This is a genomic window from Actinoplanes flavus, assembly GCF_017592555.1.
GTDB lineage: Bacteria > Actinomycetota > Actinomycetes > Mycobacteriales > Micromonosporaceae > Actinoplanes > Actinoplanes flavus.
The window spans coordinates 91,359-104,773 of record NZ_JAGFNS010000014.1 but is presented as its reverse complement, the minus strand read 5'-3'; the positions used below and the strand labels follow the sequence as shown (position 1 = coordinate 104,773).

The following is a 13,415-nucleotide window of genomic DNA, read 5'->3' as shown; positions in this document are numbered from 1 at the left end:
AACGACATCCCCACGGATGAATCCGGGGGATTTCCCAGCTCAGACCGCATCTGATCCACCGTCCCGGAAGGAGGCGATCCGATGTCTGACGTCGTCGGCACTGGCACGGTCGCGTTCGGCCGTGGCGAGGATCGTCCTCGCGGCGTTGAGATCACGACCTGCGGTGTAGCCGCAGGCCGGGCACTCGAAGATGCGTACGCCCAGTCCGAGGCGGTGGTTGGCTCTCTCGCCGCACCCGGAGCAGGTCATCGTGGTGTAGGCGGGCGGCACCAGCACCACCTTCCGGCCCGCCCGCTTGCCACGGTCGACCAGTTCTCGTTTACAGGCGCCGATCGCGGCGTCGGCGGCCTTACGCGCCATGCTGGTCTTGGTCAGAAACTTTGGTTTGAAGTCCTCGACCGCGATCAGGTGGTGATGGTCGACAACGGTCTTGGCCCAGACCCGGGCGTCGTGGGTGTTCTGCCGGGCGGCCTTCTTCACGATCCGGGCGGCCTGCCGCTTCGCCGCCAGATAGCCCTTCGACGGGCTGTGGCCTTTCGGCCGCCGGCGGCGGGCCATCGTGCGCTGGGCCTTGGCCAGCTCGGCCGCACACCGGCGGCGGTGGCCGAGGTGCGGCAGGTCGAAAGACGGGTTCGTGGTGGTGGCGGTGGTGGTCACACCCCAGTCCACGCCGATGCCCGGCAGATCCGGGTCCGGTGTCGCGACAGCCTCGCGCTGGACGACGAAGGACGCGTACCAGTGGCCGAGGTTGTCCTGGTAGACCCGCACGGAGGTGGGGTCCGAGGGCAACTCGCGGGACCAGACGACCGGGATGGTCACGCCCTTGGCAAGCCGCAGCCGGCCGCCGACCAGTGCGAAGCCGTTGGTGGTGTACTCCAAGGTCGGCAGCGCGTTCTTCTTGAGCTTGACCTTCGGCCGGCCCCGGCCCTTCACGGTGAACGAGGCGTTCAACGCCGAACCATAGGTGCGCAGCGTCTGCTGCTGGACGTTCTGCGAACCGTTGCGCAGCCAGGCGAACCGGGCGCGGGCCTCGGTCAGCAGCTTCGACAGCTTGCCGAACGTCGGCTTGCGACCGGACCTCTGCTGATGGACGGCACCGCCGCGACGTCGTCAACGGCGACATCGACATCCGACTCAACGTCTGACCAGACGCCCATCCGCCCTGCCGGCGGATCGGCTATTCCCGACCTGCTCCGCAGGCAATCCGACTCCTCCCCACGGCTGAAGCCGGGGGTTTCCACGGAAGGTTTTCGATGAGCACTTCACCGACGACCGGCCGCCCCAACCTGATGCTGTTCCTGGCCACCCTCGGGTTCGCCCTCAACTTCTGGGCCTGGGCGCTGCTCAGCCCGTTGGCCAGCAGATTCCAGGCCGAACTGGGCCTCACCTCGTTCCAGCAGGCGCTGCTGGTGGCTGTCCCGGTGGTGGTCGGCTCGGTCGGCCGGATCCCGGTCGGGGCGCTCACCGACCGTTACGGCGGCCGGATCATGCTCCCGCTGATCACACTGATCACCATCGTCCCGGTGCTCTACCTGGGACTGTGGGGCCACGACGCGCTGGCGTCGCTGCTGGTCGGCGGCTTTTTCCTGGGCATCGCCGGTACCGCCTTCGCGGTCGGCGTCCCGTTCGTCAACGCCTGGTTCCCGCCGGAGCGGCGCGGCTTCGCGGTCGGCGTGTTCGGCGTCGGCATGGGCGGGACGGCGATCAGCGCGCTCACCACGGTCAAGCTGGTCGACGCCGGGAGCATGGCCACCCCGTTCCTGATCACGGCGGGGGCGCTGTTCGCGTACGCCGTCGTGGCCTGGACGCTGCTGCGTGACGCGCCCGGCCGGACCGTGCCCACCGAGCCGCTGGCGCAACGCCTCGGCGCCGCCATGCGACTGCGGATCACCTGGCAGGCGGCCGCGCTGTACGCGGTCACGTTCGGCGGCTACGTGGCGTTCTCGGTCTACCTGCCCGCCTACCTGAAGACCGCCTACGGGCTGACCCCGGCCGACGCCTCCAACCGGATGGCCGGATTCGTGGTACTCGCGGTGATCATGCGACCGATCGGCGGCTGGCTCTCCGACCGGACGCCACCGGCCCGGGTGCTGGCCGTGTGCCTGGTCGTGGTGATGGCCGGCGCGCTGATGCAGGCGTTCACGCCACCGCTCATGCCGCTCGGCACGATCGCGTTCCTGTCCATGGCCGCCGCCCTCGGCGCGGGCAGTGGCGCGACGTTCGCGTTGGTCGCCCAGATCGCGCCACCCGCCCAGGTCGGTTCGGTGACCGGGATCGTCGGCGCCGCGGGCGGGCTCGGCGGGTTCGTGCCGCCACTGGTCATGGGCGGCATCTACCAGCGGCTCGACTCGTACGCGCTGGGTCTGGTCCTGCTGGCCCTGGTGGCCGGCGCCGCCCTGCTGCTCGACGTGCTGTCGGTGGGCCGCCGCCCGCCGCGGGGCCGCGTCGCCCACGCGTGACGCCGGGACCGTCCGGGCGCGTGCGCCTCTTGATGGGACCGTCCGGGCGTGTGCGCCTCTTGATGGGACCGTCCGGGCGTGTGCGCCTCTTGATGGGACCGTCCGGGCGTGTGCGCCTCTTGATGGGACCGTCCGGGCGTGTGCGCCCTTTGATGGGACCGTCCGGGCGCGTGCGCACACGCCCGGACGGTCGTCATCAGGCCGCCTCGTACCCGGCGATGTGCAGCGAGAACGCCCGGATCGACCCGGTGTCGGTGCCGACCCGGTCGGCGACGTGCAGCGTCCATGTGCCGTCGACCGGCGCGGCCCGCAGCGCCGACAGCGGGGTGGCCGGCCGCCAGCTGCCGGTGAACGGCGCGTTGGTGGACAGCGCCGACGCGAACGGTGTCGCGGCCGCGTCGTCGAACACCGCCTGGCACAGGTTGTTGCCGCTGCCCCCGGTCCGCGAGAACAGCGTCACCGACCGGCCGTCCGGCGCCCTCAGCGTGCCGATCAGGTCGCCCACGAAGGTGTGGTCGACGCCGACCGTGGTGGCGCCGGTGGCCGTGGAGCAGGCGGTGCCGTCGATCGACACGGTCAGCGCCGACGCGAACCCGACGCCGCTGACCTCCACCGTGGCGGAGGCCCCGGTCGGGTCGTTGTCCGGGATCGGCACCGCCGGGCCGCCGTAGGCGAAGTCGCGCACCGTCGCCGACGGCTGCCCCACCGGCACGTTCACCGCCCGGTCGGTCGGCGACAGCACCCCGGCGAAGGTGACCCGGGTCTGCAACGTCACCGGCCGGCCCAGCGGGTAGTCGGCGGCCAGCGTCACCGTGTAGTCGCGGGTCTTGGTGGCGCCCGCCGCGATGGTGCCGTACGACCGGGACCGCGGTGTGACCGTCACCCCCGGATCCGAGGTGGACACCACCACGCTGACCCCGGTCGCCGTGCCGTCGCCCTCATTGGCGGCGGGCACCGTGACCGTGGCCTTCTCGCCCGGCTCCAGATAGGCGTCGCCGTCGCCGCTGGTCGGGGTGACCGTCGGCGTGCCGGCCCGGACCAGTGGCTGCGGGGTGGCGCCGGTGTTGCGCAGCAGCAGGTCGGCCCGGATCACGCCGCTGCCGGTGCGCTGGTCGAACCCGGCCGGCGCCAGATCCAGGGCGGTCGACGTGAGCGCGGCCCGGATCTCCTCGCCGGTCAGCCCCGGGTTCCCGGAGAGCGCCAGCGCGGCGATCGCGGCGGCGTGCGGCGCCGACGCCGAGGTGCCGAAGAACGGGTTGAAGTCGGACAGCGACGTGGTGACCCCGTCGGCCGCGGTGATCTGCGGTTTGGCCCGCACCACACCACCGGTGGACGACAGGTTCCCCGGCGTGTACGGCGTGCCGTCGGCGGCGTAGAACACCCGGCGCGGCCCGTCCGAGGTGAACCGTTCCGGCTGTGACTGGCGGGTGTGCACGTTCGGGTACGGCCCGACCGGGTTCGCCGGGTCGCCGGTCTCCAGGTCGAACGGCAGCGCGGCCGCCGCCGGGGTGGCCGCCACGGCGAACGCGTTCTCGGCGGCGCTGTGCCCGCGCAGCACGCCCGGGGTGGCGAAGCCCATCCGGCCGCGGAACACGGTGAGCTGGAGGTACCGGTCGGCGCCGGCGAACTTGACGACCGCCAGCCGCTGGCCGGTGGTGGCGCCGGTCTGGAGGATCTCCCACGGGTCGTCGTCGCCGTCCTGCACGTCCTGCGAGAACGACGTCACGTTGCCGGCCGAGTTGATCAGGTACAGGTCGTAGTCGTTGGCCGACCCGGCCAGCGGGTCCGCCCACCACAGGGTGGTGATCCGGCCGTCGCTGTTGGGCGACAGCGGGTTGAGGATCGACACGCCCTCGCCCGGGTCGAAGTCGTGCGCGTCGCCGGCGAACTTGCCCAGTCCCAGCCCCGAGTCGGCGAAGTCGCCCTCCCAGTTGCCGGAGCTTCCGTCGAGGGTGTTGCCCTCGTTGCCGGCCGAGCTGAAGTAGTACGCGCCGTCCGCGGTCACCGCGTTGACCGCCTGCGCCGGAAGACCGTCCTGGAACGGGCTCTCGTGGTAGTAGACGACGTCGTCGACGATGATGTCGCAGCCGCCGGTGAAGCGCAGCGCCCGGATGTTCTCGGCGAAGCTGGCCTCGCTGGTGAACGCCGTGGCGAAGCCCAGCTCGGCCTTCGGCACCAGGTCGTGGATGATCTCCAGCATCGCGGTGCCCTCGTCGCCCTCGCCCTCCTGGCCGGGCAGGACGTCGACGTCGGCGGGCAGGTCGCCGGAGGCCTGCGAGTCGGCGAGCGAGTCCACGCCGTCGGACAGTGCGCAGACCTTCACCCCTACGCCGGTCACCTTGTGCCGGGTGCGGGCCGTGTCGGCGGCGTGCGTGCGGTCGCCCTCGGAGACCACCGAGCCGGCGGCCGCCGTGGTCAGTTTCGGGGCCGCCTTGAGGGCCGTCTCGATCCGGGTGGTCTTGCTCTCCTTGGACTCGGTCCTCGGCTTGGCGTCCGGGTCCTTCTGGTGGCCGGTGATCGCGCCGTGCTCCAGGTTGACCGCGGTCACGTCCTTCCAGGAGGCGATCTCCGGCAGCGTGCCGAGGGGCGCCTCGACCAGGACCGTCCCGGTCTGTTCGGACGGGAAACGGATCCCCGCGCCGATCTTGCGGAGCCGGTCGAGCAGGTCGTCGCCGACCTTCTCGGCGTGCACCTGCACCTCGACCGTGCCGGACTTGGTGACCTCGACACCGGTGGTGAGCGCCGGCAGTGCGCTCGCGGCCACCTTGCTGTCCCGTTTGCGTAGCTCGACGGCGAGCCGGCTGTCGAGCTTGCGTTCGTCCGGGGTCATCGACTTCTTGAGTTCCTGCAGGGCGGCGATCTGTGCGTAGGCCTTGTCGTCGGGCGCTCCGGCGCGGGCCGCGGTGCCGGTGATCCCGACCACGGTGGCGCCGATAGCGAGAGCAGCAACGGTTCTTCGAAGCATGCAGTCCCCCCACTGACATCTGTCGATTCGATGTCCGTGGATGTTATCGGGATCGGGATCAATGTTCGAGCACCGCAACCGGTTCGCTCTCCGACCGGTTCCGAGCCGCACCCGCCGGATCGGATCGTGGTACGACCACGCACCCGGAAGGCAAGGAGCGCACGTCAGGTGAGGAAGACACGGATCATCACCGCGATGGCCACGGCACTCGCGGTCGCTGCCCCGATCGTCGGCACCCCCGGCACCGCCCACGCCGCCGTCCCCGGAGTCGCGCAGAACTACAGCAAGCTCATGTACCGCAGCCTCACTGTCGACGCGACGAAAGCGAAGTTGCGCGGCATTCTGGCCACCCAGAAGGCGGCTCTCAAGACCCGTACCGCCGAGGTCACCACCGCCACCAGGGCCGACGCCGCCGCCCGCAAGAGACTCGCCGACGTCACCACCGCGCACGCGGCCGTGAACGGGCGGCTCCAGGCCGCCGAACGCGCGCTCACCGACACCAAGACCGCCCTGACCCGGGTGTCGAAGCAGCGCCCCCGCAAGAAGAAGGCCGTCACCAGGGCGACCACGGCCGTCACCCGCGCCACCGCCACCCGCGACGCCCGCCGCAAGAGGCTGCACGAGTCCGCCGCCGTCCTGCGCGCCGCCAAGGCCCAGGCCACGAGCGCCGCCACCGGCCTGCGCAAGGCGGCCGCCGCCCGGCAGGCCACCGCCGCGGCGATCCCGAGGACCGAGCGGAGCATCGCCACCGCCGGCACCGCGGCCGGTTACGCCACGCAGGCCACCGCGCTCAGCCGTGACGTGGTCACCGCGGTCCGCCCGAAATTCGCCATCGCCGACACCACCACGGTCTACGGCACCACGGTGCACCGCAACGTCGCCTACGCCTTCAAGCGGATGGTCGACGACGCCCGCGCCGACGGCATCGAGATCTCCGGCGGCGGGTTCCGCACCAAGCAGCGCCAGATCGAACTCCGCAAGATCAACGGCTGCCCCGACGTGTGGACCGCGCCGGCCTCCTCCTGCCGCGTCCCGACCGCCATCCCGGGCCGCTCCCTGCACGAGCTCGGCCTGGCCGTCGACATCACCTCCGGCGGAAAATCGCTCACCAAGAAGACCAAGGCCTTCAAGTGGCTGACCGCCAACGCCGCCAAGTACGGCTACGTCAACCTGCCCTCCGAGGCCTGGCACTGGTCCATCACCGGCGGCTGACCGGATCGGTGGCCGGCGTCAGAGGCGCAGGATGCTGCCGTCGGCGTTGCCGGCCAGGTGCAGGGCGCCGTCCGGGCCGGTGGCCAGGCCCGCGAAGGGGCGCGGCACCCCGGGCAGGTCGTGCACCATGAGAGCCGGCTGCGGGTCGCGGGGCGGCACGACCGGCAGGTCCTCGGCCAGCACCCGCGGCTGCGGCCCGAGCGCGATCAGGCGGCGGCGGCCCGACTCGACGACCACCGGGCGGCCGTCGACGACGGCCAGGCCCTGCGGGGCGGCCAGGCCCTCGGCCACCGCGACCGGCTTGCCGTCCTCGAGACGGTAGACGGCGCCGCGCTCCTCGTCGCTGACGTAGCAGCCGCCGTCCGCGCCGACCGCCACCCCGGCCGGGCGGCCCAGACCCTCGGCCAGCACCTCGACCGTGTCGTCGGCGGCGATCGCCAGGACCCGGCCGGCGCCGGACTCGGCGATCACCACGGAACCGTCCGGGCGTACCGCGATGCCGAGAGGGTGAGCCAAGGCGACCTCGCGCATGCGCACCGACCCGGAGATCCGGTCGTAGGTTCCGGTCTGGCCGTACTGCGAGGTGAAATGCAGCTGGTCGCCGGAGGCGGCCAGGCCGTGCGCGAACGGCAGCAGCGCCCGGTCGATCCGGTAGTGGTCGGCGGTGTGCACCTTCCCGTCGTCGTCGACCGCCACGTCGTAGGGACCCGCGAAGCCGTGCGGCACGATCTCCCGGGTGGTCCCGTCCGGCAGCACCTCGGTGATCCCGGCGGTGGCGAAACTGGACACGAACATCCGGTTGTCGCCGGAGAACGCCGCGTTGTCCAGGCCCGGCACCCCGGTCGTGATCGTGGTCCGCCGGTCGCCGTCGATGCGCACGACGGTGCCGTTCTCGTCGACCAGCAGCACGTGCAGGACGCCGTCGCGGTCGAAGCGGACGGCCACGGTCTGCGGCAGTTCGTCGGCGAACAGCTCCGGTTCGCCGCCGTCCGGGCCGACCCGGTGCACCGAGCCCGGGAACATGTGCGGGAAGTACAGGAGCCCGTCCGGTCCGGCCTGCATGGCGTTGCCGAGCATCAGGCCCTCGGCCAGCACGGCCGGCTCACCCGGGCCGATCTCCAGCACCCGCCCGGCGAAGGCCATCTCGTTGACGAACAGCCGGTTGCCCAGGCAGCAGATGCCGTTCGGATTGCGGATGCCCTCGGCCACCACGCTCAGGTCGCCGGCCGGGGTGCGCCGCCACACCAGGCCGGGCGCCAGATCGACGACGTAGAGGTTGCCGTCGGCGTCGAACGCCAGGTCGTCGGGGGACTGCACCGGCCCGTCCGCGCCGACCAGCACCGAAACCTCACCGGTGTCGACGTCGACCGTGCGGATCCGCCCGGCCAGGTACTCGGCCACGTACAGCAGCCCGTCCGGGCCGAACGCGATGCCGTTCGACCCGCGCAGCGGCGAGGGTCCGGTCAACCGTTCCACAGCACCTGCTCCATTCCGCCGTCGGTGCGCCAGCGGCGCAGGGTGTCGTGGAAGACGATCGGGCCCGGACCGAAGGAGAAGCTCTCCGCCATCGGCCGGCCCTCGTTGTTGTAGTAGCCGGGCGTGCACTCGGCCTGGAACGCGTAGCTGTCGTGCGCGTTGCGGCCGATGGTGGCGGCCCACTCGTCCTCGGCGGCCAGGGTCGGCTCGATCCGCGGGGCGCCCCGCTCACGGGCCTCCGCGACCATCGCGCCGATGTGGGTGGCCTGCTCCTGGAGGATGTGGACGAAGTTCACCGCGTTCGCGTTGTGGATCGGCCCGAGCTGGAACAGGTTCGGGAACCCGTGGCTGGTGAACCCGTGCAGAGTCCGGAAGCCGGTCGCCCAGTGCTCGAAGATGTCGCGCCCGCCGCGGCCGGTCACCCGCAACGTCCCGGACAGCACGCCGGAGATGCCGACCTCGAACCCGGTGGCGAAGACGACGCAGTCCACCGCGTACTCCTGGTCGCCGACCACGACCGAGCCGGCCGTCATGCCGGTGACGCCGCCGTGGTCCGCGGTGTCCACCAGCGTGACGTTCGGCCGGTTGAACGCCTGGAGATAGTGGTCGCTGAAGGTGGGCCGCTTGCACATGTAGCGGTACCAGGGCTTCAGCAACGCGGCCACGGCCGGGTCGGCGACCACCTCGTCCACCCGGGCGCGGATGCCGTCCATGGTGGCCGCGTCGGCCAGCTCCAGCTCCTCGCCGGTCAGCTCGGAGCGGGTGCCGCTCAGAAACGTGCGCTGGAGTCTGGCGTTCGCGGTCCACCGGTCGTCGATCAGGTCCACGTCGGCGTGCCCGCCGCTGACGATGGTCAGGAAGTTGTCCATCCGCTCCTGCTGCCAGCCCGGCTTCAGGTCGGCGGCCCACGCGGGGTCGGTGGGCCGGTTGTCGCGGACGTCGACGGTCGACGGGGTGCGCTGGAAGACGAACAGGTGCCGGGCCGACTCGGCCAGGTGCGGGATCACCTGGATGCCGGTGGCGCCGGTGCCGATCACCGCGACCCGCTTGCCGGCCAGCCCGTCCAGGCCGCCGGTCTGGTCGCCGCCGGTGTAGCCGTAGTCCCACCGGCTGGTGTGGAACGTGTGCCCGCGGAACTCGTCGATGCCGGGGATGCCGGGCAGCTTCGCCTGGGTCAGCAGGCCCGAGGAGATCACCACGTACCGGGATCGGAACGCGTCACCCCGGTCCGTGGTCACCTGCCACTCGCACGCGTCGTCGTCCCAGGTCAGCGACGTGACCTTGGTGTGGAACAGGGTGTCCTGGTAGAGGTCGAACCGCTTGGCGATCGCCACCGCGTGCTGCCGGATCTCCTCGCCCGGCGCGTACCGCCACTTCGGGACGTAGCCGACCTCCTCCAGCAGCGGCAGGTAGACGGTCGCCTCGATGTCGCAGTGGATGCCGGGGTACCGGTTCCAGTACCAGGTGCCGCCGAAGTCGCCCGCCTCGTCGATCATCCGGATGTCCCGCACACCCGCCTGGCGCAGCCGGGCCCCGGTGAGCAGACCGCCGAACCCGCCGCCGATCACGGTGGCCTCGACCCGGTCGGACACCGGATCCCGTTCGATGCGCTCGGTGTACGGATCCTTCGCGTAGTAGCCGAACTCGCCGGCGGCCGTGGAGCGGTACTGCCCGCCGGCGTCCGGGCGGATCCGGCGGTCGCGCTCGGCACGGTACTTCGCGCGCAGCGCTTCGATGTCGCGGGTCGTGGACATACGTCCCCTTCCGACAGGCCCCCGTGGCATGCATCGCAAACTTTAAAGCACGTGACTGGCGAAACGTCCACATTGATCAACCCATCGAGTCAGGCGGATCTCTGCCATGCGGAGATCCGACAGTGGCGAGGGCTTCCTCACCGGTCCGGTGAAGAAAGAGGATGGCCGGGGCGCACCTGAACGAACTCACACGGGGATGACAGTTTGAGCAGGTCAACGACGCCGGCGCTGGCCGGCGTACCGGGAATTCAGCTGATCGACTTCGACCTGGTCACAGGTCCGGCCGGGCCGTCCCGGCTGTTCCTGCACGGGTTCGGCGGCGACAAACACCAGCTGCGCGCGCTGGGCGCCGCGCTGCCGCCGGCGACACGGTCGATGTACGTGTCACTACGCGCCCACGGCGACAGCCCCCGCCCGGCCTGGGGCTACTCGGTGCTCGACTTCGCCGCCGACGTGCACCGGGTCGCCGATCTGCTGCGTCCACCGGTCGACGTGATCGCCTACTCGTACGGCGCCCTGGTCGGCGCCGCCTGTGCCGCCACCTGGGGTGACGGCCTGATCCGCAGCCTCGTGGTGATCGACCAGTCGTTCACCGCGGACCCGGCCCAGCACGAGGCCGACGAGTGGGCCGAGGGCAGCTACCTGCGGTGGATGTACCGGTACGGCCGCATGGTCGAGCGCCTCGGCATCCCGGTGCACGTGCTCGCCGCCCAGCACAGCGACATGATCGGGCCCGAGGAGCGGGGCCGGATGACCGCCGCCGGAATCCGGGTCACCACGATCCCCGGCGACCACGGCACCTGCCTCGACGACCCGGCCCGCCTCGCCGCCGTCATCACCGGGCGCCCATGCTGACCGGCCCCGCCCGGAAACTGGTGACCGCGCAGCTGGTCACCAACATCGGCAACGGCGCGTTCGCCACCTGCTCGGCGCTCTACTTCACCCAGGTCCTCGGGTTCTCCCCGGCGGCGCTCGGTGTCGGCCTGGCCGCCGCCGGAGTCGCCGGGGTGCTGGCCGGTGTCCCGGCCGGCCACCTCGCCGACCGGTACGGCGCCCGTCGCGTCGCCGTGCTGCTGGTGGCCCTTACCGGGGTCGCCGCGGCCGGCTACATCGTCCTCGGCTCCTATCCGGCGTTCGTCGCGATCGCCTGCGCGTGGGCGGCGTTCGACCGCGGCGGGTACGCGGCCCGTCAGGCCCTGATGGCCGCCGTCCTCTCCGGGCAGGACCTGGTGCAGGCCCGCGCCCGGCTGCGGGTGGTCACCAACATCGGCATGGCGATCGGCGCCGGCGTCGGGGCGCTGGCCCTGGCGGCGGACACCCCGCAGGCGTACCGGATCGTGCTCGGCCTGGACGCGCTGTCGTTCCTCGGCTGCGCCGTCCTGCTGCGCCGGCTGCCGGCCACCCCGCCCACCGCCGCCGGCCGGCAGCCCGGCGAGCCGCGCCTGGCCGTCCTGCGGGACCGGCCCTACGCCGTGCTCACCCTGCTCAACATGGTGATGTCGCTACACATGCCGGTGCTCGAGGTGATCCTGCCGCTGTGGATCGTGCTGCACACCGGCGCGCCGAAACCGCTGACCGCCGCCCTGGTCGTGCTGAACACGGTCACCGTCGTGCTGTTGCAGGTGCGGGTCACGACCGGCATCGACACCGTGGCGACGGCGGTGCGCGCCACCCGTACGTCTGCCTTGGTCTTGGCCGGCATGTGCCTGTTCTTCGCGGCGTCGGACGGCCGCTCGGCCGTGGTGGCGACGGTGCTGCTGGTGGCCGCCGCGGGCCTGCACGTCTACGGCGAGATGGTCCAGTCGTCGGCCGGCTGGGTGTTCGCCTTCGAACTGGCGCCGCCCGACCGGCAGGGCCAGTACCAGGGCTTCTTCAACTCCGGGGCGGCCGTGTCCCAGATGATCGCACCGGCCGCCCTCACCCTGCTGCTGATCGAGGGCGGCCGGCCGGGCTGGTTCGTGCTGGCCGCCGCCTTCCTGGCCGCCGGCTGGGCGACCGGCCCGGCCACCGCCCGCGCCCACCAGTACGAACGGAGCAGCCCATGACCACCGTCGCGCCGCGTGACCCGGCCGAACTCCAGATCGCCGACCTGTGGCGGGAGATCATCGGCATCCCCGAGGTCGGGGTGCACGACGACTTCTTCGAGGTCGGCGGGCACTCGCTGCTGGCGATCAGCGTGGTGGTCGGCATCCGCCGGCTGTTCGGCGTGGACGTCACCGCCGGGCAGCTCCTCGAAGCCAACACCATCGCGAAACTCGCCGAGATCGTGCGGAGCGGCAACCCGGGGGAGGCGCCCAGCCCGCTGGCCCGGCTGCGGCACGGCGACCCGGACCTGGCCCCGGTCTACGGGCTGCCGCCGGTCTCCGGCACCACCCTGGTCTACGTACGGCTCATGCAGGCGCTGCCCCGCAACCGGCCGTTCTGGGCGTTGCAGTCGGTCGGCCTCCAGCCGGGGGAGCAGCCGCTCACCACGGTCGAGGACGTGGCCGCCGACTTCGTCACCCGGGCCCGCAAGATCCACCCGGCCGGGAAACCGTGGCACCTGGTCGGCTACTCGATGGGCGGCGTGTACGCCTACGAGATCGCCAAGCAGCTGCACGCCGCCGGGGAACCGGTCGGCCTGGTCGGGCTGCTGGACACCCGGCCCACCGCGGACACCGGCGGCGACGAGGACTACGCGCTCAACGCCCTGCTGCGCCGCGGCCTCAAGCTCGACCTCGACCTGGACGAGGTACGCGCCATGGAGCCGGACGCGCGCGCCGAGCTCCTGCTGACCGAGGCGGTCGCGGCCGGCACCGTACCGGCCGACTTCGACCGCGACCGGCTGCTGCGGATGGTCGACATGTACCGGTACAACCTGGACGCCCTGGTCGGCTACGACCCGGCCGGCTACCCGGGCACCGTCACCCTCTACCGGGTGACCGACCACGCCATGGAACCCGTCCTGCTGCCCCGCGACCTGGACTGGACCCGGCGGGCCGGCGAACTGGTCATCCACGACGTGCCCGGCCACCACTTCAGCATGATCGAACCCGGCCAGGTGGAGACCATCGCCGCCCTCATCGACGCCGCCACAACCACGGAGGAATAACAGTGACACCGATCGGCATCGTCCGCAACGAGCGCACCACCCCCGAGGACGACCACTGGGGCAAGGTCGACTCGGTGATCGAACTCGACGCCACCCAAGTCGACGCCGACGCCACCCTCGGCCTGGAGGAGTTCTCCCACATCGAGGTGGTCTTCTCCTTCCACCTGTGCGACCCGGCCAAGACCACCCGCGGCGCCCGGCACCCGCGCGGCAACACCGCCCTGCCGAAGGTCGGCGTGCTCGCTCAGCGGGTCAAGGACCGCCCCAACCACCTCGGCGTCTCCCGCTGCGAGCTGATCCGCGTCGACGGGCTGCGCCTGCACGTCCGCGGCCTCGACGCCATCGACGGCACCCCGGTGCTGGACGTCAAGGCGTTCCTCAGCGCCATGGTCCCGCCCGCCGAGGCCGTCCGCGAACCCGGCTGGGTGCACGACGTCATGAAGTCCTATTACCTCTAG

General features: G+C 71.8%; 9 protein-coding genes and 1 pseudogene. 6 read left to right on the top strand and 4 right to left on the bottom strand.

Going from position 1 to position 13,415, the window contains the following annotated elements:
* Nucleotides 1–39 precede the first annotated feature (39 nt).
* A pseudogene (locus J5X75_RS22100) lies at nucleotides 40–1,056 on the bottom strand (RNA-guided endonuclease InsQ/TnpB family protein); the annotation flags it as partial.
* 197 nt (nucleotides 1,057–1,253) lie between these two features.
* Between J5X75_RS22100 and J5X75_RS22095 the strand changes: the two are divergent.
* On the top strand, nucleotides 1,254–2,459 hold the full coding sequence (locus J5X75_RS22095; RefSeq protein ID WP_274383610.1) for an MFS transporter: 1,206 nt from the start codon (nucleotides 1,254–1,256) through the stop codon (nucleotides 2,457–2,459).
* A gap of 196 nt (nucleotides 2,460–2,655) precedes the next feature.
* On the opposite strand, the gene J5X75_RS22090 is transcribed toward J5X75_RS22095, so the two are convergent.
* Nucleotides 2,656–5,424, bottom strand: coding sequence for a S8 family serine peptidase (locus J5X75_RS22090; RefSeq protein WP_208469382.1), 2,769 nt, complete (start codon nucleotides 5,422–5,424; stop codon nucleotides 2,656–2,658).
* Nucleotides 5,425–5,592: 168 nt separating this feature from the next.
* Here J5X75_RS22090 and J5X75_RS45550 point away from each other — a divergent pair, with 168 nt between their 5' ends.
* Nucleotides 5,593–6,636 (top strand): M15 family metallopeptidase, encoded by a 1,044-nt coding sequence (locus J5X75_RS45550; protein WP_307798195.1) that lies wholly within the window; start codon nucleotides 5,593–5,595, stop codon nucleotides 6,634–6,636.
* Nucleotides 6,637–6,654: 18 nt separating this feature from the next.
* On the opposite strand, the gene J5X75_RS22080 is transcribed toward J5X75_RS45550, so the two are convergent.
* Nucleotides 6,655–8,112, bottom strand: a complete 1,458-nt coding sequence (locus tag J5X75_RS22080; protein WP_208469381.1) for an SMP-30/gluconolactonase/LRE family protein — start codon at nucleotides 8,110–8,112, stop codon at nucleotides 6,655–6,657.
* Nucleotides 8,100–9,866, bottom strand: coding sequence for a flavin-containing monooxygenase (locus J5X75_RS22075; protein ID WP_238488815.1), 1,767 nt, complete (start codon nucleotides 9,864–9,866; stop codon nucleotides 8,100–8,102). The genes J5X75_RS22080 and J5X75_RS22075 overlap by 13 nt, the downstream gene beginning before the upstream one ends.
* 204 nt (nucleotides 9,867–10,070) lie before the next feature.
* Here J5X75_RS22075 and J5X75_RS22070 point away from each other — a divergent pair, with 204 nt between their 5' ends.
* The 4 genes from J5X75_RS22070 to J5X75_RS22055 are packed head-to-tail and all read left to right on the top strand — an operon-like array spanning nucleotide 10,071 to nucleotide 13,415.
* On the top strand, nucleotides 10,071–10,721 hold the full coding sequence (locus J5X75_RS22070; RefSeq protein ID WP_208469379.1) for an alpha/beta fold hydrolase: 651 nt from the start codon (nucleotides 10,071–10,073) through the stop codon (nucleotides 10,719–10,721).
* Nucleotides 10,715–11,911, top strand: a complete 1,197-nt coding sequence (locus J5X75_RS22065) for an MFS transporter (protein WP_208469378.1) — start codon at nucleotides 10,715–10,717, stop codon at nucleotides 11,909–11,911. The genes J5X75_RS22070 and J5X75_RS22065 overlap by 7 nt, the downstream gene beginning before the upstream one ends.
* Complete coding sequence (locus J5X75_RS22060) at nucleotides 11,908–12,957, top strand: thioesterase domain-containing protein (RefSeq protein WP_208469377.1); 1,050 nt, start codon at nucleotides 11,908–11,910, stop codon at nucleotides 12,955–12,957. Before J5X75_RS22065 ends, J5X75_RS22060 begins: the two co-directional genes overlap by 4 nt.
* 2 nt (nucleotides 12,958–12,959) lie before the next feature.
* Entirely contained in the window at nucleotides 12,960–13,415 is a 456-nt protein-coding gene (locus tag J5X75_RS22055; RefSeq protein WP_208469376.1) for an SAM-dependent methyltransferase, read from the top strand.